Here is a 26,099-nt window from a genome sequence, read left to right as displayed (position 1 = left end):
TCAGACCAATTTGCTGCCGCCGCAGTAGGGCAGCTATTCTCGGTCAGGCTCCTAGTTCATCAGCGGATACAACCCCAGTGACTAATGCTTTGGGGGTCATAGCCTCTCTGGCCATATTGTTGAATCTATGGCCTGAGTGATTCATCCCCTCGTTTAAAAGAGGCTGTTGCAACGCCCTCGCCCTGTATATGAGCGGCTCAGGAGTCATGGCTATTACCCTGAGTAGCAGCACTAAAGAGAGGATTGACAAAAAGATCCGCCTGTTTTCTTGCAACACCTTAACCCTATTAATGGATAAGTATAAACACAGCGTCCAGGCATCCTGGTTCTCAGTGCCAACCCTGCAGATGATTTAAATAATGGGCGTTCCCAGGCAATCGGCCTGGGCCTTAAGAACCTTTTGTCGCAGTCCGTGAGCACTGGTTCTCTGTTCACCTTCCTTGAGTATGGTCAGCAGACAGGCCGGTAGGGCGCTACTTTGGCTGGAAAGCCATCGAGCAAAGCAATCGTCCTTGCTACCACTCCGGGAAGTGGCGAAAAGAGACCCTGAAAGGGCAACGAGGCTTGGGAAGAAATATTCACTAATGCACCTGAATCGTTTGAATTGTGATGCCCTGTGCCCGCAGAAATCGTTCACAGCCCCGGACAAAGTCCAGAGCCCGGGGACCATCGCCATGAATGCACAAAGTTTCGGCCTTGATAGCCACTGTCTGACCATCCACTGAAGTTACTTGTTTGTGCAACACCATCTCTCTGATTTGGTCGAGGGACTTTTGCTCGTCCTCAATCATTGCTCCGGCCTGACCTCTGGGGGTTAGCTGACCATTAATCTGATAGCTGCGATCGGCAAAAACTTCGCTGGCGGTCATCAGGCCAATGGCTTCAGCCTGAGATATAAGGCAGCTGCCGGCTAAGCCATAAAGAATCAGTTCCGGATTAAATTGATAAACTGCTTCGGCTATCGCTTTGGCAAGGCCAGAGTCCCGTGAGGCCATATTGTACAGAGCGCCGTGAGGTTTTACATGGTGAAGCCGACCGCCTTGTGCTGTTACAAAGGCACTCAATGCGCCTGTTTGGTAAAGCGTCAGGGCGTAGGCGTCCTCAGGGCTGATGTCCATGTTTCTGCGACCAAAGCCCTGAAGATCCGGTAATCCGGGGTGAGCGCCGACAGCGACATTGTGTTCCAAAGCCAGCTTTACTGTGTTGGCCATGATATTCGGATCACCTCCATGAAAGCCGCAGGCAATGTTAGCAGAACTGATATACGGCATGATTCCGGCATCGTTTCCCAGCGAATAATGGCCAAAGCTTTCACCCATGTCGCAGTTCAGATCCAGTGTCGGAGTGTTATCAGTATTCATCTTGATTGTGATTCCAGTAATGTTCAGCAGCAATGGCCAGACGATTCAGGTTGATTCTCTGTTCTATCAGTTCCCGTTGAGCTTCTCTAACAGAGACTTCCTGAAAAGTCACTGTGTCCGAGGGCTTTAGTTGTGCAACTCTGGGTAAGTCTGCGGAGATAATATTCCCGATTTTGGGATAACCGCCAGTGGGCTGACAATCACTCATCAGAATAATGGGTTGGCCATCTGGAGGGACCTGTATGGAGCCAGTGGTTGTCCCCTCTGTGATCAGGTTTTCAGAATAGCTGCTTTCGATCTTTTGACCACACAGACGATAGCCCATCCGGTCAGAATCCGGGTGGACAGAGTAACTTTGGCTATAAAAGTGATGCAGACTTTGTCTGGAGAACCAAGACGCTTGTGGACCCCGGATAAAACGAACAGGCTGACTGTCTGCCTGATTCTCAAGATACTGCGTAAACTCACGGCCCACAGCGATATCAGGCTGGAAACCTTTCTTTGCTGAACAGCTGTTAAAGCCAAGCCGGTCATTCTCTTTGAGTGCACGGCCGCTAAGGCCACCGATGCCAGCTGCCAGATGGGTACTGCAACTTCCCAGAACTTCAAGGGCCTGAAAGCCATTTTTAACCCCCAGGTAGCCTCGGCAGCCTGTCTTGAGACCAGAAATCTTCAGCGTTTGCCCTGCTTTAATGGGGGTTACGCAGTTGGGGGCGACGAAATGATTACCTACAGTGGCATCAGCGCTTCCTCCACTGAGACAGATTATCGTGGGTTTATTAAATTCCAGAGTGGGTCCGGTCAGGGTGAATTCCAGCACCGGAGCATTTTCCGGGTTACCCAATATCAGGTTAGTGACTCTGGCTGCGAGAGTGTCCATGGCTCCAGCGGTTGAGAAGCCCAAATTTCGAAGGCCGTATCTACCCAGGTCCTGAAGGGTGGTCAGCATTCCGGGTTGTTTGATGATCAGGCTCACCTTTGCGCCTCCATTTCCTGATGTTCCTTGAAGGAAATGGCGGTGAACTTTACTCTGTCGCCTGGTTTGAGCAGCGTGGGCGAGTCGTTACTGAAGTCCACCAAAGGAATAGGGGTATGGCCTATCAGCTGCCAGCCTCCGGGAGTAGAAAGAGGGTAGATACCCGTTTGCTCACCGGCAATGCCAACGGAGCCAGCCGGTATCGTCAGGCGTGGATGATCAAGTCTGGGAGTCGTTAGCTTTTTGTCCATTCCACCCAGATAAGGAAAACCCGGAGTAAAGCCAAGAAAGTAAACGTCATAGGTAGCTGAAGTGTGGCGATCAATCACTTCCTCAGGACTCAAACGACAATGTTTAGCCACCCGCTCCAGATCCGGAGCAAAGTCACTTTCATAGCAGACCGGTATTTCGACATGATTCCCGGCACTGGTGTCATCCACCTTGAGTGTTTTCAGGGCGTTGAGCATTTTTTCTTTTAAAGCTTCATAAGGTGTCGCTGATTGAATCCGGCACGGGTCATAATAGATGGTCAGAGTTGTGTAAGCTGGTACCATCTCAATGATTTCAGGATAGGCCAATTCGAGAAGTTGTTTTGCTGCTGTATGGACGATCAAGTTTATTTTGGGACTGATCCGGTCACCAAAACATAGCAGCAGAGCCGAGTCACCCAGAGGGAAGCACTCACAGGGATGGTTCATATTATTGTCATATTCATAAAGTTTGCACTCGATTCTAACATAGGGTTGAGTTAGAAAACGTCATCCATTAGCCAGTTGCCAGGGCCTCTTTTTCTATATAGCTGTCTGCATAATCATGAACTTTTTCAGAGGCTTCAGGCGATGTTGGTGTCTGAAGGAGATGAGGCGTATACTGCTGGCTCTCTATTTTTCCTGTCTTACTCTCTGATCCACTCTATATGACTCAGACCATAGAAACAGATGTTGTCGTAATTGGCGGAGGCATTGCCGGTCTCTGGCTGTTCAATACCCTCAATCAGCAAGGCTATAAAGTACTTCTTCTGGAAAATGCCACTCTCGGTGGAGGTCAGACTATCAAGTCTCAGGGGATCGTTCATGGCGGAACCAAGTACACTCTGACCGGCACCCTGACCAAGTCGGCCGAGTGTATTGCTGGCATGCCAGATCGCTGGCGCCGGGCGCTCAGGGGAGAAGGCGAGGTCGACCTGTCGGGAGCGGCTATACTCTCTCAGTCCCAGTATCTCTGGTCTCCCGGCGATGTAGGCTCCAGGCTTACTACGTTTTTTGCCAGCAAAGCACTGCGGGGCCGGGTGGAGCAGCTGAAGAAAACGGCAGATTTTCCGGATATTTTTCGCCATGAAGGGTTTCGGGGCAAAGTCTACCAGCTCAATGAGATCGTGCTGGATATCCGTACGGTTATCAAGGCGCTGGTAAACGGTCTTAAGGAGCGGATTCTCAAGGTGGACTGGTCAGAAAACACCCGCATTGTCACTGAAGGTAAAAAAATAGCTTTCATTGAACATATAGTTGGAGGCAAAACCTTTCACATCAAGGCGCGCAAGTTTGTTACTGCAGCGGGTGAAGGCACTGAGGATCTGATGAAGCTCTGGGGGCTCTCTCAGCCAGAAATGCAGAGAAGGCCGCTCCATATGGTTATGGTTCGGCATCGTCATCCTGAGCCGCTCTTTGCACACTGTCTGGGTACCAAACCTGTTCCAAGAATGACGGTAACCAGCCATCCGGATGGAGAAGGTCACTGGATTTGGTATCTGGGTGGTGAAATTGCAGAAGACGGGATGAAGCGCACACCAGAAGAACAGATCCGGGTGGCCCGAAGTGAGCTGGCAGCATTATTGCCATGGGTTAATCTGGATGATGCTCAATGGGCGACCTTGTTTGTAAACCGGGCTGAACCCAGGCAGACCAAACTACTGAGACCGGATGCCGCTTTCATTCATGATGTGGAAAACGGCATTGTCTCCTGGCCGACCAAGCTGGCGTTGGCACCCAACCTATCAGACGAGGTCATTAAAGTGTTGAACAGACAGGAACTCTCCCCATCTGGCAATCAAGGTTTTGTTTTGCCAGAGGATGTTCAGCATCCTGATATCTGCCAACCATTCTGGAGTGGGGCATTTTCCGATCATGACTGATGACAGGCTTGAGACAAGAACGATGGCCGGTACCGATATTCAGGTTTCTCCCATAGGTTTCGGAACCGTGAAGCTGGGTAGAGATCAGGGGGTGAAATACCCATCCGGATTCAAGATTCCAGATGATCGCGAGGCCAGAGAATTACTGAAACTGGCTCAATCTTTGGGTGTTAATCTGCTGGACACAGCGCCTGCGTACGGGAACAGCGAAGAGCGATTGGGGGCATTGCTAAAAGGTCAGAGAGACAACTGGGTTATTTGCAGTAAGGTCGGCGAGGAGTTTGAGAACGGTGAGTCTCATTTTGATTTCACACCGGAGCACATTCGTTTCAGTATCGAAAGAAGCCTGAAGCGGCTGAATACCGATCGGATTGAAATGGTACTGGTCCACTCCAATGGTGATGACGTCAATATTATTCAGCAGTATGGCTGTCTGGAAGTGTTGGAAGCATTGAAAAAAGAAGGCAAGATTCTGGCGTCAGGCATGTCCACCAAAACCGTTGAAGGCGGCATTATGGCTCTGGAAAGGTCGGATATGGCCATGGTGACTTATAACCTGAAGGAGCAGGCTGAGAAACCGGTTCTTGATTACGCTCTGGAGAACCGTAAGGGCATTTTGATCAAGAAGGCTCTTGCCAGTGGTCATGCTTGTCTGGAAGGTGAAGATCCGGTGAAAAAAAGTATGGAGCTGGTTTTTTCCCATCCTGCTGCTTCGGCGGCAGTGATTGGCACCATTAATTCCGGGCATTTAAAGTGTAATGCCGAGATGTGCGCCAGAGTCATCAGGCATCTCAACAATCAGGCATCTTAAAAGCTGAGTTTTCGCCGGTTCAGTTAAGTTAGCGAGGGGTTCCCAGCTTTCCATACGCCACATCCATCGCTTTAACAGGGGTGAGCGATGGGGTGTCGGCAATGGCTTCAGCAGCGTACTGACACAGAGAGGCATATTCGTCAAAACTCCATTCTGCGTCGATGTGAGTGGAGAACTCTTTACCTAACAGGTTGACTAAATCGGGTGAATTACTGAAAGCCAGCAGTTCGTTCAGGTAGTTCTGTAATAAATCGGCTTCGTTCGTCCGTTCTGGCTTTTCTTTTTTCAGGGCCGCTAGGGAAGCCTGGAAAGGAATGGCGGGTGCGACTCTTTTTTTACGTTTCTCTGGAGCTGCTTTGGCTTCCGTTTGAGGTCGGATCGTGTTTTCCTGACTTCTTTCCTCTATAAACTGTTGGTATTTTGTATTAAGGAAAGAGCCCTCTCCCTTCATAACGTGATTTTTCTCCAATTTCTCGAGTTCTTTTGGCGTCGCTTTTAAAATCCCCTGAATCTCATTTAATGAGTTCTCGATTTTGTCTTTTGTCTCAGCTGGAAGTTGTTGCGGGTACTTTAAAGCCCTTTCCAGATCTTGCTTAATTTTATGAGCTTGCTCAAAGCATTGGCAGGTAAGAATGATCTGAGCCTGATTGATAGGGTGTGGACTGCCAGAAGGCGCATATCCCCTAGTGTTCGGGAGTTCATCCACCAAACATGAGGCCAGCGCAGGCTGAGTGTTTAGCTGCTGTTTGATAGAGTCAGGATAAGTGCTGTCGGCAAGTTGTTCTCGCTGAGACCTGAGCTTTTCCATGCTTTTATCCAGCCCCTCTCTGAAAGACTGACCGAGGTCTGGTGCCTGTTTTAAGGGCTGATGAGCGTCATCTCGTGCATTCCGAACCATCATGGTAAAGCCAACTTTTTTGAAAGCCTCTTTAACGTGAAGTTTCAAGGGTTCCTGTCCGGATTTGCTGGTAAGATTTGCCAGCAGGTCTTCCAATTCGCTCTGGTTTTTGGCGTGTTTAGTAATGACTCTCAATACTGAGTCATGACTGCTTTCTTTGCTGTTTACCGCTTTTTTGAGATCATTCAGGGCTAATTTAAACGCTTTGATGGCTTTTTTCTCTGTGGCTTTTCTCTCTTTAGCCGCGGCTTTGTCAGGGTTGCTTATGCGGCGGGAGAAGAGGCTTTTTTTTGGAAGCTTTTTGCCTTTCCCGTTTTGAGGAACCGTGTTTTCCATGGAGGAGACTGAGACGCCCTTGTGGCGTCCCTCAGGTTTATTAACAGGTTTATTAACGTTCTGTTGACCATGTTCAGACCACGTCGGGCTGATAGAAACCTTTTCACCGCCGCTGATAATACCCATTACTCTATCCCTGAATCTTTGAGTGCTTTCAACTTATTATAGAGGGCAAAGTTCGGGTAAATGATTGTCCTCGGATTTTAGGGAAGATGGCCGCCAACTGTCGAAAAGTTGACGGCAATGCCATTATATTACGGTGAAAGTTGAGCGTGAAAGCATCAGGCGGTTTCTTCAGAAGTCTTGTCCTTCCTGATTTTTTCAACAATAGCCGTCGTTGAACAGTTATCCAGGAACGCCAGAACCTTCACATCACCACCGTATTCGTAGACGATTGGGGCACCGACCACTTCATCGATGCTGTAGTCACCGCCTTTGACCAGAACGTCCGGTTTCACCATTTTGAGCAGCTTTTCAGGGGTATCTTCTTCAAAGCATACCACCCAGTCCACTGCTTCAAGGCCTGCGAGTACGGCCATTCTGCGATCTTCTGAGTTGATGGGGCGGCCTTCACCTTTCAACCTTTTTACCGAAGCATCGCTGTTGATCGCCAGTACCAGCCTGTCACCCTGCTTTCTGGCCTGCTCCAGATAGCCCACGTGGCCAGCATGAATAATGTCGAAGCAACCATTGGTGAAGACGATCTTTTCGCCATGGGCCCGGGCATCTTCGAGGGCAATCTTAAGCTGATCAGGGGTTATAACGCCGCGCTCTGCTCCCAGTTCTCTGTTCACCTCACGGCGTAACTCGGGCATGCTGACCGTTGCTGTACCCAGCTTGGCGACCACAAGGCCTGCGGCAATATTAGCCAGAGCGGCTGCTTTGGGTAGTTCAGCCCCGGCTGCAAGTGCGGTAGCCAAGGTGGAAATAACGGTATCTCCGGCACCGGTCACATCAAAGACTTCACGGGCTCTGGCTGGCAGGTGCAGTTCCTGTTCGTCTCTGCGAATCAGGGTCATGCCATGCTCACTGCGGGTGATCAACATGGCCTCAAGCTCCAACTCGTCCAATAACTGATGACCTTTGGTGATCAGCTCATGCTCGTCTTTGCAGTGGCCGACAACGGTTTCAAACTCATGCAGGTTAGGGGTAATGAGCGTAGCACCACGATAACGCTTAAAGTCGGTACCTTTGGGGTCAACAACTACCGGAATGCCTTTTGTACGTGCCATTTTGATTAGCTGCTGGTGGTTCTGGAGAGTGCCCTTGTTGTAATCGGAAAGAATGACTGCTCCCATGTTTTTTAACAGGTTCGCTACTTTTTCTTCCAGAATATCACTGCTCAGACTGGAGAAAGCTTGCTCTTGATCCAGACGAATCAGCTGCTGATGTTGACTGATGACCCTGAGCTTAGTGATGGTAGGAATGTTTTTCAGCCGGGCAAAATCGCAGTAGACTCCGGCCGCTTCCAGACGGGTCTGCAGGGAGTCGGCTGCTTCATCGTCTCCGGTAGCGGCTACCAGCCAGGCTGGAGCGCCCAGAGAGGCAATGTTCAGGGCTACGTTGCCAGCACCACCGGGTCGATCTTCTATCTGGTTGACGCGGACGACAGGTACTGGCGCTTCAGGAGAGATTCGGGTGGTGCCGCCATGCCAGTAGCGATCCAGCATGACATCGCCGATCACCAGTACCCTGGCTTGATTGAATCGTGGCAGAGTCAGTTTCATTCAGTCTTTTCCACTCGGGTATCATAGAATCCTGCCAAGCGAGATGGCCGGGCTTCCGATAGGTTTACCACGAAATTATCCTTAGGGGTAATCATGGCAAGACCTCCGCTTTTTCAAAGAGTTCAGTTTTATACTGGCTTTGAAGAAGCCAGAGGTGTTACCTCTACGGCTTCTTCCTGTTCTTCCTGAAACTGCATCTGGTGCAGTTTGGCATAATGACCTTTTTTGGCCAGCAGTTCGGCATGGGTGCCGCTCTCTACAATTTCGCCTTTATCCATCACAACGATACGGTCTGCATTCTCAATGGTGGAGAGCCGATGTGCAATGACCAGTGTTGTTCGATTCTTCATGACTTCATCCAGCGCCGCCTGAATATGACGCTCGGATTCGGTATCCAGGGCAGAAGTCGCCTCGTCGAGAATCAGAACAGGAGCGTCTTTCAGAATAGCCCTGGCTATCGCCAAACGTTGACGCTGACCACCCGAGAGCAGCACGCCATCTTCACCGACCAGCGTATTCATGCCCTGAGCCATATTTTTGATGAATTCGTTGGCATGGGCGGCTTCGGCAGCCAGATGGATGTCAGCATCATCTTTTTCCCGCAGGTCACCATAGGCAATATTGCGAGCTACGGTATCATTAAACAGAGTGACATTCTGGTCCACCAAAGCGATATGACTACGGAGGTTTTTCAGACCGTATTCATCAATAGGTGTGTCATCCAGCAGGATTTGACCCTGCTCATGGGAATAGAAACGGGGAATCAGGTTGGCCAGGGTGGTTTTTCCTGATCCGGAGCGGCCCACCAGGGCAATTGTCTCACCCGGATTAACGACGAGATTAATGTTGTTCAGAGCGGGTTTGTCGGCATTTTGATAGTTGAAAACCAGATTTCGAAACTCCAGCTTGCCTTCAACTCTTTTCTTCTCAAAGGTGCCATTATCGGGTTCACATGGCTGGTCAGCCATGTCAAAAATGCTTTCTGCCGCGGCAATACCTTTCTGGATATTGGCATTGACTTCGCTCAGCTGACGAATAGGTTTTGGCAGCAGCGCAGCGGCAGTGACAAAGCTCACCAGAGAAGCTGTGGTTGCATCTCCTTTTAACCACAACACCAGGAAGAACAGGATGGCGAGGGCGCTGTTTACCAGAAACTGAAGGGTAGGTGTATGGACAGCGGAAGCCTTGACCATTTTCAGACCCTGGCGAGTATTGCGATCACTGGCAGTAAAGAAACGGTGGCTTTCATAGCTCTCACCACCAAAGCCTCTGACTACCCGGTAGCCATTGATCGACTCGGAGCTGACGTGGGTCAGATCGCCCATGGAGGTTTGGATCCTGGAGCTCAGCTTACGGAAGCGTTTGCTGGCCGTGCTGACCACTAAGGCAATGATGGGTGCAACACCGATGAATACCAGAGTGAGCTTCCAGTTAGTCAGGATCAGATATCCGAACAGGAAAACAACAGTCAGGCCCTCCCGCACAACCACCTTGACGGCATCGGTGGCTGCGGTGGTCACCATACCCACGTTGTAAGTGATTCTGGCAATCAGGTGACCGGAGTTATTGTTGTCAAAATAGTTGTTGGGCAGCTGAATCATTCGGTTAAACATCAGGCAGCGCAGATCGTGCACAACTGATAAAGACACCTTAGCCAGAAAGTAATTACCCAAAAAGGAACCAATCCCTCTGAATATGGCAATAGATAACATGACGACGGGAATCAGGACCGCCGAAGTCATGATAGAAGCAGGGAGAACACTGCCAAGGTCCTTGTTTATGGTGTTAAAGCTGCCTTCAAGTGCTTCAACAAAATATTCCAGCAAACGGGCAAAGGCAGGCTGGCTGAGTGCAAACATGACATAGCCCAGTAAACTGAGGGCAAAAAAGCCCGAGTAGGGCTTCACATAGCTAAGAAGGCGCAGGTAGATCTGCAGACTCCCCGCCTTGGCTTGTTCTGACATGGCCACTGTAATCAGTTAAAAAATGAGGGGCTATTCTGGATGAATCCGGCTGCAGGCTCAATGGAAAGTGCCTCTAAAACCATGGTTTTTACCGTAAAATGACGTTTTTAGCAAAGCTCTACCTTGCGTTGCCCTCCTTAATTGTACCCGGTTCGATCATTTTCGTGACGTCACGAAAATGATCTGAAGTGTTGTTACCCTGTAAGGTCGGCCTTACTGCCGAGTACACACTCCGATTGAGTTTCTTACATAGCAGAGAGAGTGTGAATACTGAGCATGAGTAGCAATATAGCCTGCACCCGGATCAAAGCAGCTTTATGAATTTTCCGGGCTAAGGTATCATTGGCCGCCTTTTTTATAGTGGAAATAATGAGTATTCGACACACATGAGTGGTATACAGCGGTTATCTTCCACGGCCTATCAAGCTCTGATCGAAGGTGCTGAGGTGATAGAGCAGGACCATTTCGGCGACAAGGTTCTGAAGCTGAAAGATAAAACTTTTCTGAAACTGTTTCGGGTTAAAAGTACTATCAGCTCGGCGTGGCTGAGGCCATATTCTGTACGGTTTGTCAGAAATGCCTCCGAACTCATGGCGCGCGGTATTCAAACGGTGGACATCATAAGCTGCTACCGTCTTGAAAGTTATAAAAACACGGCTGTCCATTATCGGCCATTGCCGGGTCGGACCCTCAGGCAGGTTTTTCCTGCTCTGGATGAAGATGGAACCAGAGTTCTGGCAGAGCAGGTCGCTCAATATATTGCGCACCTGCATGAACAGGGTATCTATTTTCGCTCCCTGCACATGGGCAATATTCTTAAGTTGCCCGACGGTGCTCTTGGACTGATAGACATTGCCGATATGCGCTTTAGCCGGAGTCCTCTGAAAGAAGCGCTAAGGCTCAGGAATTTACACCATCTGGCTCGATATGAGCAGGATGTTCAGTATCTGATTAAGGATCAGGCATTTTGTTCCACCTACGCCAGCCTGGCGGGTGTTGATGTGGACAAGATCGAGGCTGTGATGCAGCGCCTCTGAAAGATTTCAAGAGAGAAAGACAGTGATAGAAAAGTTACGCAATATTGCCATCATCGCACACGTTGACCACGGGAAAACAACGCTGGTTGACAAACTGCTTCAGCAGTCCGGAACATTGGGCCGCAAGGATCAGGGTGCCGAGCGGATCATGGACTCCAATGACCAGGAGAAGGAACGGGGCATTACCATCCTGGCCAAGAACACCGCCATCAACTGGCAGGACTACCACATTAATATTGTGGACACGCCAGGGCACGCCGACTTCGGTGGTGAGGTCGAACGTGTTATGTCCATGGTGGATTCAGTTCTACTGCTGGTGGATGCGGTGGACGGCCCCATGCCTCAGACCCGCTTTGTCACTCAGAAAGCGTTTGAGCAGGGTCTGCGCCCCATCGTGGTTATCAACAAGATTGACCGTCCCGGAGCCCGGCCTGACTGGGTTATGGATGAAGTCTTTGACCTGTTTGATCGTCTGGGTGCGACTGAAGAACAGCTGGATTTTCCGGTTATCTATGCTTCTGCACTGAACGGTATTGCCGGTGATGACCCTGAAAACATGGCGCAGGATATGACGCCACTGTTTGAAATGATCGTCAACAATGTACCTTCTCCCAAGGTGGATGTGGATGCGCCTTTCCAGATGCAAATCTCTGCTCTGGATTACAGCAGCTTTCTTGGCGTTATCGGTATTGGCCGTATCACCCGCGGTGTCCTCAAACCTTCTACTCCGATTCGTCTGATTGGTGCCGATGGCAGTGAGCGCAATGCCAAAATTCTCAAGGTAATGGGTCATCTGGGTCTGGAGCGTGTTGATGTTGAAGAGGCTCGTGCAGGTGACATCGTCTGCGTAACGGGCATCGACAAGCTGAACATATCGGACACCCTCTGCGATCCAAACCATGTTGAAGCTCTGACAGCACTGACAGTTGATGAGCCCACCGTCAGCATGACCTTCCAGGTCAATGACTCTCCCTTTGCCGGTCAGGATGGTAAGTATGTCACCTCCCGTAACATCAAGGAGCGTCTCGATCGCGAACTTCTGCATAACGTAGCGCTGCGTGTTGAGCAGGGTGATGATGCCGACAAGTTTAAAGTCTCCGGTCGCGGTGAGCTGCACCTGTCCGTTCTGATTGAGACCATGCGTCGCGAAGGTTTTGAGCTGGGCGTTTCTCGTCCGGAGGTGGTCATCAAGGAAATTGACGGTGTTCTGCAGGAGCCTTATGAGCAGGTGGTTGTGGATGTTGAGGAAGAGCATCAGGGCTCTCTGATGGAAGAGATGGGTTACCGTAAGGCAGAACTGACCAACATGGTACCCGACGGCAAAGGTCGTGTTCGTCTGGAGTTCATCATGCCTGCCCGTGGTCTGATCGGTTTCCGTTCCCAGTTCCTGACCATGACCTCCGGCAGCGGTATTCTGACCAATGTCTTTGATCATTACGGGGTAGTGAAAGACGGCGAAGTGTCTCACCGCAAGAACGGTGTACTGGTTTCTATGGTGAATGGCAAGGTTCTGGGCTACGCGCTCTGGAACTTACAGGACCGTGGTCGTCTGTTCCTGAACCCGAACGTTGACGTTTATGAAGGTCAGATCATTGGTCTGCACAATCGTGACAATGATCTGGTAGTTAACCCGACCAAGGGTAAACAGCTGACTAACGTTCGTGCTTCCGGCTCCGACGAAAACATTCAGCTCACCCCACCTATCCAGCACACCCTGGAACAGGCCCTGGAATTTATCGACGATGACGAGTTGGTGGAGGTTACGCCTAACCACATCCGTCTGCGCAAGAAGTTCCTGAAAGAGCATGAGCGCAAGCGTGCCAGTCGCAGCAAGTAATTTGGATGGCCTTCTAACCGGGTGTCAGCCTCCTGGCCCCGTTTAGTGTAAGTGTCTCGGTGAAGCAAAAACCTGGGCCCAGAATATTCCGTATTTGCCGGAGGCTTTCTCTACAAAACTGACTCCCATCTCGGTGACAGCAGGGCTCATGATGTTTTTGCAATGACCTTCACTGCTCATCCAGGCTTTGAGTACAGCATCGACACTGCGTTGGCCTGCTGCAACGTTTTCGGCAGTGGTTGACCAGAGATAACCTTGTGCTTCAACTCGTTGAGTGGGTTGACTTCCATCGGAACCGCTATGGCTCATAAAATCTCCATTTGCCATATCGGTTGCATGTCTGAAAGCAGCGGCTTCAAGAGAATAGTTCCAGCGCAAACGTCCGACTGCAGACATGACGGTATTGCCACAGACCTGCGGCTTGGAACGTATAGCATTGACAGCCATCAGCATTTGATCTGAAAAGCTTTTGACAGGTTGTTTTATACCCTTCTCAGGCGGGTGGAAGTTGGGTCCATGGGGGTTGAACCAGTGACCGTTGGACCAACGGGATCTTAAGCCGTTATCGACTTTTGAACGGATGTATTTCAAGGCCTCATGTCCTTTCTTCGGAAGCGTGTCTATAAAACTGGCCCATTCCGGAGGCATATCTTCAGACTTTCCCATTCCCATGCCATCGAGTCGGGCCATCAACGGCAAGTTGGGAGCAATAATTTCTTTTTGAAAGTCTTGTAAATAAGCTTTAACCGTTTCCCAGTTCTGATAGATGGCACCGGACACGAAACCGACAGGAATGCTCTTGAGAGCGCTGACTGCAAAGCTTTTTAAAGAACGGATCGTGGCACTCTTGCGGTACTCCCTGGCGGCTTCGCTTCTTAACTGTTTGACTTCTTCATTCAGTCTTTTTTTAGCAGCTGCTCTTTCTCTGGCCGCTTTCTTTTCAAGCTCTTTGCTTCCCCAACTGAGTTGGGTGTGCGGATTCTGGTCATTTTTGACTCCAAATTGGAGCGCTGAGAAAAAGTAAGGTGGTATATCACCGCTGCTGACAGCGAAGAGATCAAGTGCCCTGGCAGGTCGGTTTATCATTGAATTCAGCGAGTCTTCAGGAAGAGCTTCCCCGGATGTCTGATGGGCTTGCAGATTGAAGACAATGGGCTGCACGTGACCGGGAGCAGCATTCACTCCCGGTGTCAGGAAAAGGCTTATATCCGCTGTGATTAAGGCTGTGAACAGAGTTTCAGGCTCTTCTGACAGTGAAATAATGTTTTCTTCAACTTCATAGCTGCCATCTTCGAACCCTGTGAAGATCTGAGTTGCAATCGACCCACCCGCTAACGGTGTTATTGTCAGTATTTTTTTCTTCAGAAGAATGGCCAGTTGGGTGTTCAGGTTATTGATAGGAACACCCGGTGTAGCACCTTCAGGTGTTTCTGCGCTATGACTTTCAAGATAAATGTGCAAAGCAGCTGCATTGATTGGCTGACCCTCAGGATATTCCAGGCGTTCTGCCTGTTGTCTGAAGATTTGGCTGAGCTCCTGTTCACTGAGAACGCTCATGATGGAACGAGCCCAGCAACTTCCCTTATCTGCGCTTTTGCTGCAGCTTTCAGGCGTTCGATAATTGTGGCTGGAGAGATAACGCTTCAGCTCATCAGAATCATTCTGTGGGAAGGAGTTCACCCCGGCAGCGTGGGATAAACCTATTGCTACAGAGAACACCAGAGCAATGATTAATGGATCAATGGATCTTTGAGTTAATTGAGTGTTCATCGGCTACTGCCCGCTATTACATCGTTATACATAAGCACTCCTTGCCTTTTTTATCAGTCATGAAAACTCAGATAGTTTAAAAGCACAAAAGTTCCCTGAACTTCAAACCCACTACAAGGCTTGGAAAACCATGGTTTTTAAGAGTATTGTAGAGTGTTCATGAGGTAGCTCAGACGCTCTGTTTTTCAGCTGACTGACTACGCTTGATTCAGTGACTTCTGAAGGAAGGAACATGCGCACGCTTTACCCGGCTATAAAGCCATACTCTGTTTTCAAACTGGCTGTGGATGATGTTCATCATGTTTATGTGGAAGAGTGCGGGAGCCCTGATGGTATTCCTGTGCTGTTTGTCCATGGCGGGCCTGGGGTCGGCACTTCGGAAAAAGCGCGGCGATTCTTTGATCCTGAGAAATATAGAATCATCCTTTTTGACCAGCGTGGCTGTGGCCGGTCGCTTCCCCATGCTGAGCTGGAAGGGAATACGACCCAGAATCTGATCACTGATATGGAGCAGATTCGGGAGCATCTGAATATTGAAAAGTGGATTTTGTTTGGTGGTTCCTGGGGCTCTACCCTTTCTCTACTCTATGCCCAAGCTCACCCCAAAAGGGTTATGGCTATGGTACTAAGAGGGATTTTCCTGTCCCGACAGAAGGACTTTGACTGGCTTTACACTGAGAACGGGGCCGGCAGAGTGTTTCCGGATCACTGGCAGCATTTTGCAGAAATCATTCCGGAAAGTGAGCGAGGTAATATGCTGGAAGCTTATTACCGTCGCTTGACCGGTGATGATGAGCTGGCACAAATGAATGCTGCCAAACACTGGGCATTGTGGGAAGGACGTATCAGCACATTGAAACCCTGTCCCGATGTTGAAGAGTTTTGCAGTGAGCCTCACAACGCAAAGGCCATTTCCCGGCTTGAAGCCCATTATTTTATAAATGATAGCTTTATTGAAGCCCACCAGATTATCCGGGACATGAAATACATCGACCAGATTCCAGGTATTATTGTGCACGGTCGATACGATATGATCTGTCCTCTGGACAATGCACAGGTATTGGCTGAACACTGGACAGAAGCCGAGCTTCAGGTGATCAGAGAGGCGGGTCATTCATCCTCCGAACCAGGGATTGTGGACGCACTGGTGATTGCAACGGACAAGTTGGCTGTTAAGTTCGGATAATCCTGAATTCGATCAATTGATGTTCTTCTTAGCCCTGGCTGTGAGAGCTGGGTCGACTCTTCACTTCCAGAGTAGGATAACCCATGCGCGGATTAATCCAGCGAGTTCAGTTTGCTCATGTCAAGGTGAACGGTGAAACCGTAGGCGAGATCGAAGCAGGTCTTTTGCTCTTTCTGGGCGTAGAAAAAGACGATGATCAGGCAAAAGCGGATAAGTTGCTGGACAAAGTACTCAAATATCGGGTTTTCAGCGATCACGGCGGAAAAATGAATCTGGGTTTGAAAGACACCGCTGGTGGGTTGCTGGTGGTCTCTCAGTTCACGCTTGTCGCCGACACACGCAAAGGACTCCGTCCCGGCTTCAGTTCCGGGGCTTCTCCTGAGCATGGTGAGAAATTGTATGACTATTTTGTGGAGCGTGCCCGCTCCCTTCATCACGATGTGGCAACGGGTCGTTTTGGTGCCGACATGAAAGTCTCCCTGTTGAATGACGGACCTGTTACTTTCAATCTCGAAGTCTGATGTTTGTCATTCACTGCATTTCCAGATAGTCAGTGATATCCTCCATCAGATGGAATAATTACTCTTTGGCGAAGGCTCTCCAAATGCTGAGATTCATCATATGAGGGTGGAGCATTCGTTCTGTCTTCATCCCGGGGGATCCTTGAACTCAGTTCAGCGGCTCGCTGTGGCTGAATAGTAACTGCTTTTTCAAGATCTCGTAATCGCTGACATTCTCTAATAAAGGCTGCCTCGGCCAGATAACCTGCCTGACCGCCGAGAATGCACCCGGCTGTCGCACCACCCACAAGCCCTACAGGGCCAAGTGCTATTTGTTGCCCGGCAGCCAAACCGCAAGCGATACCGCCACACATACCGATATTCCTCATTAGTAAGCCCGGACCACGCTTTATTTCTACAGGAAGATGACGTCTCCAATTACGGGCATCCCAGAGGAAGTTTTCGTAGAGTGATTTTTTTACGGTCAGCCCCAGAAACTTGCCAAGATTTGAATCCGTGCTGGATTCTGTTTGTGTGCCCCGATCAATTGTTTGATGACTGGGCGCTTGAGTGTTTACATTCATACTAAAGTACCTCTTGTTTCTAAATTATGAATCGTTCAAATCAATTTACCCTCACAGAGAATAAGTTTTACCGACACTTGCGATGATATATTTCACAAAGTATTCAGCGAATATTGGTAGTGTCACGTAACCTGACAGTGGAATTAAGCTGATTTATCTGATCCCTGTGACTTTGGACAGTGCCACTACGAACTAGTTCCAGTAGTAGTATTTTCAGACTCTAATCATTTATCATTTCTAAACAGTCCGCTTTACAACCCGCCTGCAAGGTATCTGGTTTGCTGCGATTTTGCCTCGCCTCTGTGTTTTAAGGGCAGGCTGTGGGGCCCTCCGTCTCTGTCAGGATAACTGTCACTGCCAATGAAGGAGCGTTGCCAAAGCCCGTTTTATCATCAAGACTCAAGTGCATCAGGTCCAGCTATCTGGACTTTTTCACTGAAAAAGGTGGAGAAATGGCACGTAAATTGTTTTTCTGGATTGCCATTGGCGGAACGCTGATCACATTGATTCTGTCGTTTTTCTGGCCCGGTATATTGTGGCTGTTTGTTTTTCTGGTACCTTACATTCTGGTTGGGGTTTTCGATCTGACCTGTACCCATCATAACGTTTTGAAAAATTATCCTGTGATTGGCCATATGCGCTACGCGCTGGAATTTATCAGTCCCGAGATCCATCAGTACTTTATCGAGTCAAATCAGAGCGGCAAACCTTTTAATCGTGAAATTCGAAACATGGTGTACTCAAGGGCCAAGGGAGTGTCTGATACCCAACCTTTTGGCACCCAGTTTGAGCTGACCGACTGCGGCTATCATCGAGCCAATCACTCCCTGAAACCCAAAGAGGTGGATGCCATCCATGGAAAAATACTGGTTGGTGAATATTCCTGTTCGCAGCCTTATCTGGCGTCAAGGCTGAATATTTCTGGCATGAGTTTTGGTGCCTTGAGTGCCAATGCTATCAGGGCGATGAATGCCGGGGCTTGCAGGGGAGGCTTTGCTCACAACACCGGGGAAGGAGGGTTAAGTCGACATCATCTGGCAGAAGGTGGAGATCTGATCTGGCAGATCGGTACAGGCTACTTTGGTTGTCGCACAAAAGAAGGTGGTTTCGACAAAAAAATATTTACTGAAAAAGTGAAGCATGGAGCCGTGAAGATGGTTGAAATAAAATTATCCCAGGGAGCCAAACCTTCTCATGGGGGCGTTCTGCCCGCCGTCAAAGTGTCGAAAGAAATTGCTGAAGCCAGGGGCGTCCCTGAAGGCGTGACGGTCATCTCTCCTCCTGCTCATTCGGCTTTTTCAACGCCCAGAGAGCTGATTTTGTTTATTGACCATCTCAGAGAGATTGCGAATAAGCCTGTGGGCTTTAAGCTCTGTCTGGGCAACAGAGTGGAATTTATGGGCATCTGTAAAGCCATGCTGGAAACCGGTTTGGCTCCGGACTTTATTACGGTCGATGGATCAGAAGGAGGGACAGGGGCCGCTCCGGTGGAGTATACGGATCGTTTGGGAATGCCAGTGAATGAAGCTCTGGTGTTTGTGAACAACTGTCTCGTAGGCGCAGGCCTGAGAGAGAAAGTAAAAATCATTGCCAGCGGCAAGGTCGCGTCGGGTTTTGACATGGTGACAAAGATCGCTCTGGGTGCCGATCTGTGTAATTCGGCCAGAGCCATGATGTTTGCTGTGGGATGTATTCAGGCATTGAAGTGCAACACTAATCAATGTCCAACGGGGGTGACCACTCAGGACCCGATCAGAGGCAAAGCCATCAATATCGCTGACAAACAGGTCAGGGTGGCCAATTATCACCGTGTGACGGTGGCCAGTTTTCTGGATATTGTTGGTGCGATGGGGCTGGAAAGCCCTGATCAGCTGAATGCGAGTCATATCTTCCGCCGTCTGGCAGATCAGACAGAGGCTTCTTACGCAACCATCTACCCTGTTTTGGAAACAGGTTTTTTGTTGAAATGTGATGATATTCCCGGGTACAGCGACCACTGGGCTCAGGCCTCGGCTGATGAGTTTTTGCCAGAGCAGCAGATATGAATGCCGACATTAACGTCGGCATTTTTTTCCGGGTTAAACAGGGTTACATCTGCTCAACGGTCTCAATGCCGAGCAGGTCAAGGCCTGTCTTGAGGATATGGGCAGTCAGGGCACAGAGTTGCAAGCGACTGTTTTTAACGGGTTCGTTGACCCCTTCTTTGTTAACCGGGCAGTTTTCATAAAAGCTCATGAATGCACCAGACAGATCATAAAGGTAGCTGCACAGTACGTGAGGGGTTCCTTCACGAGCCGCTTGCTCAATGGTTTCACTGAAGCGGTTAAGCTTCAGAGCCAGATCTCTCTCAGAAGGCTCTTCAACCAGAATATCACCGGTGAGGTCCGATTCAGCTACTCCGGCCCTGCGGAAAATGCTCTTAATACGGGTGTAAGCGTAGAGCAGGTAAGGCGCGGTGTTGCCCTCGAAAGCCAGCATGGTGTCCCAGTCGAAAACATAATCGCTGGTGCGGTTTTTGGACAGGTCAGCGTATTTTACCGAGCCCATGGCAACGGCTTTGATGACTTTAAACTTTTGTTCTTCGCTGAGATCAGAGGCTTTGCTGGCAATCAGTCTGGCTGCACGCTCTTCCGCTTCGTCCAGCAGATCCACCAGTTTGATGGTAGTACCGGCACGAGTTTTGAACGGTTTGCCATCCTTACCCAGCATCATACCGAAGGCATGATGTTCGGTGCGGGTGTCTTCATTAACGAAGCCTGCTTTGCGGGCAATGGTGAAGATCTGCTCAAAGTGCTGTCCCTGGCGAGCATCAACATAGTAAAGAACACGGTCAGCATTTAAGGTGTGGGTTCGATGACGCAGTGCTGCCAGATCGGTTGTGGAATAGAGGAAGCCGCCGCCAGACTTTTCGACGATGACACCCATTGGGTCACCGTCTTTATTCTTGAATTCATCCAGAAAGACCACTTTGGCACCCTGGTCTTCACTTAACAGATCTTTGCTGGCCAGTTCATTAATAATGGCAGGCAGGCTGTCATTGTACGCGCTTTCACCCATGACGTCAGACGGTGTCAGGGAAACATTCAGTCGTTCATAGACTTCCTGGTTGTGGGACAGCGTGATATCAACCAGTTTTTTCCAGAGTTTCAAACAGTGTTCATTGCCAGACTGTAATGCGACTACGTACTCACGGGCTTTTGTGGCAAACGCTTCGTCATCATCAAAACGTTTTTTGGCTGCCTTGTAGAAGGCTTCCAAATTTGAGAGCTCCATAGCCTGAGCTTCCTGGCTATCGTGCTCCAGCTCTTCGAGGTGAGCAATCAGCATACCGAACTGAGTACCCCAGTCTCCCAGGTGATTCTGGCGAATGACTTTGTGGCCCAGAAATTCCAGAGTACGAGCGGTGGCATCACCAATGATGGTAGAGCGAATGTGGCCAATGTGCATTTCTTTGGCAACATTAGGCGCAGAGTAGTCGACAATTACGGTTTCCGGACTGTCGACAGTGTTTACTCCGGAACGATCGTCTTTTACTGATTCTTCCAGTCCGGCAGCGAGCCACTGTGGATCGAGGTAGATATTGATGAAGCCGGGTCCGGCAATTTCAGTTTTTTCAGCAATACCTTTCAGGTCCAGATTGTCTTCCACTTTCTGAGCCAGGTCTCGAGGCTTGAGTCCCATTTTCTTTGCTGCTGACATCACTGCATTGCACTGATAGTCACCGAAGTTGGCCCGTGCGCTTTGGCGAACCATGGGAGGAGTATCTTCCGGGGCTCCGGCGGCGATCAATGCTTTGATGACTCTGTCTTCAAGCAGTTTAAGAATATTCATGGAAAAAAAGTCCTTGGTCTGAAACTTGTTTGCGATGATTTTTTTCGCTCAAGGCTGCTCATCGGGAAAAATACTTTGCACTGTCTGTGTTTCATTGTTGATTCTGGCCAGTGGCAGCCCTGTTCTGCAAAAAAGCAGGGTGTCGAAAGTGATGGTGACTGAAAAGCAACCTTTCAGCCTTGGCATCGTCGCAAGGTGAGTGTCAGGCAGCTTATGGGCTTGCCGCGGTCAGGTGCTGACTGAAGCCGTTCATGACTCACCGTGTGAGAGGAAGATGGAGTGGCTGATGAGAGTGATTTCATAGCCGGAAATGATAGCGAATAAAGTCGCTTTGAGACAATAGCCAGTCTCCGGCAATCGTGATAACAGGGCAAGTCGAGTGCTGTCACTCAGTGTTAGCAATCAATGGATTATGCCCCCGTAATTCATAAACGAACATTTTCTTATCACGACATGCGACTATCGCATAGTGGCCACTGTAGCTGATGAACTGGATTGGGGCACCGTGGGAAATGATCGCTTTTTGGACCCATTCTCCATCCGTTTGCTGACCATGGATTATTAACGTCTCTACAGCGATGGTCAATACGTGGCGGCTATCAGGGCTGAATATGGCTGTGACAACATTTTTACCATGGAAAATGACAGCCGTTTTGTGCCACAACCCAAGCTTCAGACCATGGATCATCGCAGTGCCATCTGAACTGGTGGTTACCACATGGCGGCCATCGTGGCTAAAGTTGGCCGACGTGACCTTGCCCTTATGGCGAATGGTGGCTTCAATCACCCATGATCCATTATCGTCCTGGTACAGGATTTTTACCTTGCCATCTTCACTGGCGGTTAACACATAACGTTCATCGGGGCTGAAGGCAGCTGATATGATTTGGTCGTCATGGGAAATGGTAATTTCATGCTCCCACGATCCATCGTCTTCCTCACCATAGATGGTTACCGCGCGCCCGCTGGTGATTAGCAGACGGTGACTAGTGCGACTGATGATGGCTGATTTGACCCGATTATCATTGAACGCAAGCTCTTTTTCTTGCCACAGCCCATTATCCAACAGACCGTGAAGTCTTAATTTTTGATCTTCGCTGATGGTCACCACATGACGGTTATCGAAGCTGAAGAAGGCTTTCAGAACCGGACTATCAACAGTAATGATCGTTTCTGGTTCCCATGAGCCATTCTTCAGACCATAGATTTTCGCTGTGTTATCGTAACAGGCAATGACCAGATGTTGGCCATCGTAGCTAAATTGCGCTGATTCGATGCAATTATCCAAAGATATAAGCTCTTTTTCTTCCCATAATCCATCGTCCTTCAGAGTCAGGATTTTCGCCGTTCCATCCCAACTGGCCGTCACCAGATATTGGTTATTGGGGCTGAAGGCGATTGATTTGATCGGATTTAAGTGGCTAATGGTGACTTCTTCTTGCCAGGATCCGTCGTCCTTCTCACGACAGATTTTCCCCGTAAAGTCGTAGGAAATGGTCACCAGACGGTGTTCATCTTTACTGAAGCGGACTTCTTCGACCCAACGATTATGGGAAATTATGGTTTTTTCTACCCAGCTGAATTCAGACTGTGATTCATCGAAATGGCGGGCATAAATTCTTGCCTTTTTATCCATACCGGCAACCGCTATATAGAGACCATTGAGGATGGTTCTGACAGACATGATATCGTGATCATAGACAATGGTGGCTTTTGTACCGACTTCAAATTGTTCACATTTAGACATCAATCTGGTTTGGGTGAAGTAGAATAAAGCAGGAAAATAAGTTTTCTCCCGGTGTTCCATGAGTGACTTAATTAGCTGTTTATCATTCGTAAATAGCTGCAACCATTGAGTGAGTTGTTTCACTTCTTCTGTAGGAAGAGCCCTCTTAAGTCGATCTTGGTGTGGTGAAGTAAATCGGCGATACCACACCTTTGCAAGCGCATGGTTATCTTCAATGGTCTGGTGAAAGTGAGTACATACCTGCTGTAAACGGGCAACATCCCTAAGCGTTAAAAAGCCAATAATTTGCTCTTGTATTTCGATGGGCAAACAGATTAACAAGGATTCTTGGCTGTCAGGTACCGAGACAGTTCTACCCCAACCACTACCGGTTGGTGTTTCTAATTGAACTTGATTGGCAGTTACTGAGAGTAAGCCTTCATTGTTGGAGATGCTCGCTATTTTAGGCATATCAGGCTTCACCTGAGTTATTCATTGTCTATTTCCCTGAGACTGACCTGGCTGTTTTCCAGATGAATCCTGCCGGTAAAAAATCCATCGTAGTTATTCTGGGCGGCATTGTGGTCGACGATCAGCAGCAGACTGTCGGGCAAGTATTTTTTAAGCATCCTCTGTGCCTGTTGCACTGAAATCTGGTCCATCCCGGCGAAAATTTCATCCAGTATGGCCACTTCAGGACGCCGGTTAATCACCGAGAGGAGTGCCAGTTTTTTAATCTGGCCGCCACTGAGCTGATCTTTCCAGTTACGTTCGTCGTGAAGCTGTTCTTTCAGAAGGTGCCACTGATCTTCGGAGTAGAAATCGATCTCCTTTAACAGGTTGATCAGTTCCTGATCGGTGAGGTCGGTTCTGTGCTTTGGGTTTCGCAGAGCAGGATGCGGGTCGTCCGGGTCACCTTCCAATCGTAACGTGACCAGTTCTCTCAGGGTTATGTTGGGTGGAATGTAGGTCAGCTGTTCGGCGTGGAAGACTTCAGGCAACTCGCCATTGGCAGTGGTGTAAGTGACATTGCCCGTCGCCCATATACCATTGCCGACTTCTCTTCTGATCTTTGAAAGCAGGCTGCTCTTGCCACTGCCGGAAACACCGGAAACCGCAAAATAGCCCTTGGGAAGGGTTAATGCCTGGTCGGTCATCAGTACACCTTCAGGATGCCCCATGGAGAAAGCTTCCAGACGGATGGCTACCTCATCCCCTTTTTGAGCCCGATAGTCAGGCTGTTGCCACAGTTCCCTGGGGGAGCGTTTTATTTCCGCTCCCAGTGAGTGAATACTGTCTACCGCTTTATTGAAGCTAAGCAGGGTATCGACGTTGTCAGCGTGCCATGATAAGGCACTGGAAACACTGTCAGTGGCGAAAAGAAGTGCCTGATAATCACCGTATACCACTTCTCCAGTACTCATCTTCCTGGCAATGAGAAGGCTTTTGGCAACGAAGTCGATAAGGCTTTTTACAGTGCCCCAGCTACCTGAAATCAGTCCTGCTTTAGACTGGCTGGCTTCTGTCTCCCGAACTGCCTGCAGCAGCTCGGCATACTTTTCGACCATAAAATCTTTTTTTGCACCGCTGCCGATGGTTCGGGCATTGGTGGTGAAGTCTTTTTTCAACACGTCGAGTTCAGTGCTCAGAAAATCCCTGTTGATCTCCAGATCCAGGGCTCCCCTGTTAAGCGACATGGTTATGGATTCAGTCGTTTTGCTATAGATATCCATGAACACCAGCATATCGGCAGCGCCACTTTTGACAATAAAGGAGAGGTCGTAAAAACCACCGATATAAGCGCGGGCCAGCGAACGCTCCAGTATGCTGCCGGCAGTCACAACGTTGTGGATACTGGTATCCATTGTGGCAATCAGGGTATCAAGCGTTTTATTCAGATTCATTCTGATAAAGTTCTGGTCATCGAAAAAGAGACGCTCCAGTTCATCCTGTGCAGATTGCTTCATTAGAAGTCTGTAGTAGCTTTCTATGACCGAATCCATCAACCAGTGTCCCAGGTAAGGCAGGCAGAAGTAGACCATTGACCGCCCGGCCCCAATATGAGCGGATAGAGCCTCCTCAGGTTTTATGCCGAGCCTTGGATTAAAGTTTGCCAGACCTGCGTGAAGAGACTGGGCCCGGGAGGCGCGCATCTTGGCCAGTCTGGAACTCATCAGCTGAGAGCCGACTATGGCAAGAGCCTGCATGTGTGAGAGTCTCTGGATCGTCCGGCTATCCATAATCTCATTCAGGGTCTGATCCATTTCAGAAATGGTTTCCAGGTTGGTTTTGTCATGACTCCGACTTGAGGGTTTCAGAGTGATACACAAATAAGACAAGGAGTGATCGTCTTCTGAAAGTGAGGTAAACAGGCAGGTTCCACTCCAGACAGTGCCCACAGTTTCAATCAAATAGGGAACATTGAGTTGAGACACCGCAGAACGGTATGAGCTGCCAATCAGTGGCAGACGGCTCAGACCCGATGAAAAAAATGGTGTCATTATTTTTAGCTGGGTGACAGCGGACAATGTTGTAGACAGGGGTTCGGTGTCGGTGAGATTACAAGCAGCCATCACTTCATCGGCTACACCGATAACAGCCCCCGCAGCGGCTCCCGGCATTCCTATCAGAATGGCGGCGTTAAAGGCCCCTTTTGCAGGTGCGCTGATGTACTTTTCCAGGAAGTTCAACTGGCCCGTAGCAACCATTGCGCCACCAACAAAACCACACAGGTAATTGAGAGAGCCGGGCATGGGAGTATTGCTCATGGTAGCCGCTCCCATGACACCGGCACTCATATAATAAGGGGCAGATGTTTTGAAGTGATTGTAGAGTACGTCCAGACTGGATAGGGCGACACCGGAAATAACACCTGCACTCACGGTGTAAGGCGTTTGATCAGGCGAATTGCTCGCAGCGATACCGCCTGCAACACCGCTTATGAGAGGCATCACCAGCCACTGAGAGTGATGCAACATCTGATGAGGCTGGTGAGACACCAGATCAGGGTAAGAGGGTTGTACTGATTCTGAAGAGAAAGCTACTTCATTCATCAATAATAGAATGAATATCAGGTTAAAAAATCGCACTCTAAACTCCATTTACTTCTTTGTTCTGCTTTATGAGTCACTTCAATATGCTTTATGAGTCACATCTGAGGACTGGATCTGAAAGTATTGGAGTAAAGGGAGCCAGAAAAGTTCCTGCCTTTTACAATATGAAATGAGTGTTATGAGGTTGGAGATTTAGTGCATTTTTGTTGGATGAGAATCATCAGGCAGGTGTGCATGATCTTATTGATTGAGCCTGAAGAATATCTTCAGGTTCGACTATTAGGTGAGAATAACTCAAATCACTTGCTGTACCTACCTTACCAAATTGAGCGGAAAGCCCCGTACTTCTAGTTCGGGGATGGATAGCTCGC

Annotated in this window: 19 protein-coding genes; 7 read left to right on the top strand and 12 right to left on the bottom strand. The window is 49.2% G+C overall.

Annotated elements, in window-relative coordinates; all coding sequences use genetic code 11:
- Positions 1–450 precede the first annotated feature (450 nt).
- Genes KDK19_RS16405 through pxpB form a run of 4 tightly spaced genes read right to left on the bottom strand, consistent with a single transcriptional unit; the run spans position 451 to position 3,035 of the window.
- Positions 451–582, bottom strand: coding sequence for a hypothetical protein (locus KDK19_RS16405; RefSeq protein ID WP_257292381.1), 132 nt, complete (start codon positions 580–582; stop codon positions 451–453).
- On the bottom strand, positions 582–1,361 hold the full coding sequence (locus KDK19_RS16400; RefSeq protein ID WP_257292380.1) for a LamB/YcsF family protein: 780 nt from the start codon (positions 1,359–1,361) through the stop codon (positions 582–584). The genes KDK19_RS16405 and KDK19_RS16400 overlap by 1 nt, the downstream gene beginning before the upstream one ends.
- A complete protein-coding gene (locus KDK19_RS16395) occupies positions 1,351–2,337 on the bottom strand; it encodes a biotin-dependent carboxyltransferase family protein (RefSeq protein ID WP_257288414.1) in 987 nt (328 codons plus the stop codon). The genes KDK19_RS16400 and KDK19_RS16395 overlap by 11 nt, the downstream gene beginning before the upstream one ends.
- Positions 2,334–3,035 carry a 5-oxoprolinase subunit PxpB gene (gene pxpB, locus KDK19_RS16390; protein WP_257292379.1) on the bottom strand — a complete coding sequence of 234 codons (702 nt, stop codon included), beginning with the start codon at positions 3,033–3,035 and terminating at the stop codon, positions 2,334–2,336. Before pxpB ends, KDK19_RS16395 begins: the two co-directional genes overlap by 4 nt.
- 218 nt (positions 3,036–3,253) lie before the next feature.
- On the opposite strand from pxpB, the gene KDK19_RS16385 reads away from it, so the two are divergent.
- Both KDK19_RS16385 and KDK19_RS16380 read left to right on the top strand, forming a co-directional pair.
- A complete protein-coding gene (locus KDK19_RS16385) occupies positions 3,254–4,468 on the top strand; it encodes an FAD-dependent oxidoreductase (protein ID WP_257292378.1) in 1,215 nt (404 codons plus the stop codon).
- Positions 4,461–5,279 carry an aldo/keto reductase gene (locus KDK19_RS16380; protein WP_257292377.1) on the top strand — a complete coding sequence of 273 codons (819 nt, stop codon included), beginning with the start codon at positions 4,461–4,463 and terminating at the stop codon, positions 5,277–5,279. Before KDK19_RS16385 ends, KDK19_RS16380 begins: the two co-directional genes overlap by 8 nt.
- A 28-nt stretch (positions 5,280–5,307) precedes the next feature.
- On the opposite strand, the gene KDK19_RS16375 is transcribed toward KDK19_RS16380, so the two are convergent.
- From KDK19_RS16375 to msbA, 3 genes are all read right to left on the bottom strand, one after another.
- Positions 5,308–6,639: a hypothetical protein gene (locus KDK19_RS16375; RefSeq protein ID WP_257292376.1), complete on the bottom strand. Its 1,332-nt coding sequence runs from the start codon at positions 6,637–6,639 to the stop codon at positions 5,308–5,310.
- Positions 6,640–6,794: 155 nt separating this feature from the next.
- On the bottom strand, positions 6,795–8,240 hold the full coding sequence (gene hldE, locus KDK19_RS16370; protein WP_257280177.1) for a bifunctional D-glycero-beta-D-manno-heptose-7-phosphate kinase/D-glycero-beta-D-manno-heptose 1-phosphate adenylyltransferase HldE: 1,446 nt from the start codon (positions 8,238–8,240) through the stop codon (positions 6,795–6,797).
- 128 nt (positions 8,241–8,368) lie between these two features.
- A complete protein-coding gene (gene msbA / locus KDK19_RS16365) occupies positions 8,369–10,204 on the bottom strand; it encodes a lipid A export permease/ATP-binding protein MsbA (RefSeq protein ID WP_257280176.1) in 1,836 nt (611 codons plus the stop codon).
- Between the two features lie 386 nt (positions 10,205–10,590).
- Here msbA and KDK19_RS16360 point away from each other — a divergent pair, with 386 nt between their 5' ends.
- Positions 10,591–11,241: a hypothetical protein gene (locus KDK19_RS16360; RefSeq protein WP_257288419.1), complete on the top strand. Its 651-nt coding sequence runs from the start codon at positions 10,591–10,593 to the stop codon at positions 11,239–11,241.
- A 22-nt stretch (positions 11,242–11,263) separates the two neighbouring features.
- Complete coding sequence (typA, locus tag KDK19_RS16355; RefSeq protein ID WP_257254888.1) at positions 11,264–13,078, top strand: translational GTPase TypA; 1,815 nt, start codon at positions 11,264–11,266, stop codon at positions 13,076–13,078.
- A 42-nt stretch (positions 13,079–13,120) separates the two neighbouring features.
- Here the strand turns inward: typA and KDK19_RS16350 are convergent, their stop codons facing one another.
- Positions 13,121–14,848: a CAP domain-containing protein gene (locus KDK19_RS16350; RefSeq protein WP_257280173.1), complete on the bottom strand. Its 1,728-nt coding sequence runs from the start codon at positions 14,846–14,848 to the stop codon at positions 13,121–13,123.
- A gap of 232 nt (positions 14,849–15,080) precedes the next feature.
- Here KDK19_RS16350 and pip point away from each other — a divergent pair, with 232 nt between their 5' ends.
- The gene (pip, locus tag KDK19_RS16345) at positions 15,081–16,034 is read left to right on the top strand and encodes a prolyl aminopeptidase (protein WP_257254673.1); all 954 of its coding nucleotides are present in this window, start codon (positions 15,081–15,083) and stop codon (positions 16,032–16,034) included.
- Positions 16,035–16,117: 83 nt separating this feature from the next.
- The gene (gene dtd / locus KDK19_RS16340; protein ID WP_257280172.1) at positions 16,118–16,555 is read left to right on the top strand and encodes a D-aminoacyl-tRNA deacylase; all 438 of its coding nucleotides are present in this window, start codon (positions 16,118–16,120) and stop codon (positions 16,553–16,555) included.
- Positions 16,556–16,584: 29 nt separating this feature from the next.
- Here the strand turns inward: dtd and KDK19_RS16335 are convergent, their stop codons facing one another.
- On the bottom strand, positions 16,585–17,118 hold the full coding sequence (locus tag KDK19_RS16335; protein ID WP_257288366.1) for a hypothetical protein: 534 nt from the start codon (positions 17,116–17,118) through the stop codon (positions 16,585–16,587).
- A gap of 452 nt (positions 17,119–17,570) precedes the next feature.
- Between KDK19_RS16335 and KDK19_RS16330 the strand changes: the two genes are divergently transcribed.
- The gene (locus tag KDK19_RS16330) at positions 17,571–19,163 is read left to right on the top strand and encodes an FMN-binding glutamate synthase family protein (protein WP_257253140.1); all 1,593 of its coding nucleotides are present in this window, start codon (positions 17,571–17,573) and stop codon (positions 19,161–19,163) included.
- A gap of 43 nt (positions 19,164–19,206) precedes the next feature.
- Here KDK19_RS16330 and argS read toward each other — a convergent pair whose 3' ends face one another.
- The 3 genes from argS to KDK19_RS24450 all read right to left on the bottom strand — a co-directional run bounded on the left by argS (position 19,207) and on the right by KDK19_RS24450 (position 25,764).
- Positions 19,207–20,949, bottom strand: a complete 1,743-nt coding sequence (gene argS, locus KDK19_RS16325; RefSeq protein ID WP_257253138.1) for an arginine--tRNA ligase — start codon at positions 20,947–20,949, stop codon at positions 19,207–19,209.
- Positions 20,950–21,334: 385 nt separating this feature from the next.
- Positions 21,335–23,146: an F-box/WD repeat-containing protein gene (locus KDK19_RS16320; protein WP_257280168.1), complete on the bottom strand. Its 1,812-nt coding sequence runs from the start codon at positions 23,144–23,146 to the stop codon at positions 21,335–21,337.
- Positions 23,147–23,163: 17 nt separating this feature from the next.
- The gene (locus KDK19_RS24450; protein WP_257288364.1) at positions 23,164–25,764 is read right to left on the bottom strand and encodes an ATP-binding cassette domain-containing protein; all 2,601 of its coding nucleotides are present in this window, start codon (positions 25,762–25,764) and stop codon (positions 23,164–23,166) included.
- Positions 25,765–26,099 lie beyond the last annotated feature (335 nt).

This window comes from Endozoicomonas sp. ONNA1 (assembly GCF_024606325.1).
In the GTDB taxonomy this organism is placed as follows: Bacteria; Pseudomonadota; Gammaproteobacteria; order Pseudomonadales; family Endozoicomonadaceae; genus Endozoicomonas_A.
Note: the sequence above shows the minus strand (reverse complement) of the source record. Positions and strands in the feature narration are given on the sequence as shown.

Coding starts and splice junctions, on each gene's coding strand:
- KDK19_RS16400 (WP_257292380.1), bottom strand. CDS start 1,361: ATGAATACTGATAACACTCCGACACTGGATCTGAACTGCGACATGGGT.
- pxpB (WP_257292379.1), bottom strand. CDS start 3,035: ATGAACCATCCCTGTGAGTGCTTCCCTCTGGGTGACTCGGCTCTGCTG.
- KDK19_RS16385 (WP_257292378.1), top strand. CDS start 3,254: ATGACTCAGACCATAGAAACAGATGTTGTCGTAATTGGCGGAGGCATT.
- KDK19_RS16380 (WP_257292377.1), top strand. CDS start 4,461: ATGACTGATGACAGGCTTGAGACAAGAACGATGGCCGGTACCGATATT.
- KDK19_RS16375 (WP_257292376.1), bottom strand. CDS start 6,639: ATGGGTATTATCAGCGGCGGTGAAAAGGTTTCTATCAGCCCGACGTGG.
- hldE (WP_257280177.1), bottom strand. CDS start 8,240: ATGAAACTGACTCTGCCACGATTCAATCAAGCCAGGGTACTGGTGATC.
- msbA (WP_257280176.1), bottom strand. CDS start 10,204: ATGTCAGAACAAGCCAAGGCGGGGAGTCTGCAGATCTACCTGCGCCTT.
- KDK19_RS16360 (WP_257288419.1), top strand. CDS start 10,591: ATGAGTGGTATACAGCGGTTATCTTCCACGGCCTATCAAGCTCTGATC.
- KDK19_RS16350 (WP_257280173.1), bottom strand. CDS start 14,848: ATGAACACTCAATTAACTCAAAGATCCATTGATCCATTAATCATTGCT.
- pip (WP_257254673.1), top strand. CDS start 15,081: ATGCGCACGCTTTACCCGGCTATAAAGCCATACTCTGTTTTCAAACTG.
- dtd (WP_257280172.1), top strand. CDS start 16,118: ATGCGCGGATTAATCCAGCGAGTTCAGTTTGCTCATGTCAAGGTGAAC.
- KDK19_RS16335 (WP_257288366.1), bottom strand. CDS start 17,118: ATGAATGTAAACACTCAAGCGCCCAGTCATCAAACAATTGATCGGGGC.
- KDK19_RS16330 (WP_257253140.1), top strand. CDS start 17,571: ATGGCACGTAAATTGTTTTTCTGGATTGCCATTGGCGGAACGCTGATC.
- argS (WP_257253138.1), bottom strand. CDS start 20,949: ATGAATATTCTTAAACTGCTTGAAGACAGAGTCATCAAAGCATTGATC.
- KDK19_RS16320 (WP_257280168.1), bottom strand. CDS start 23,146: ATGCCTAAAATAGCGAGCATCTCCAACAATGAAGGCTTACTCTCAGTA.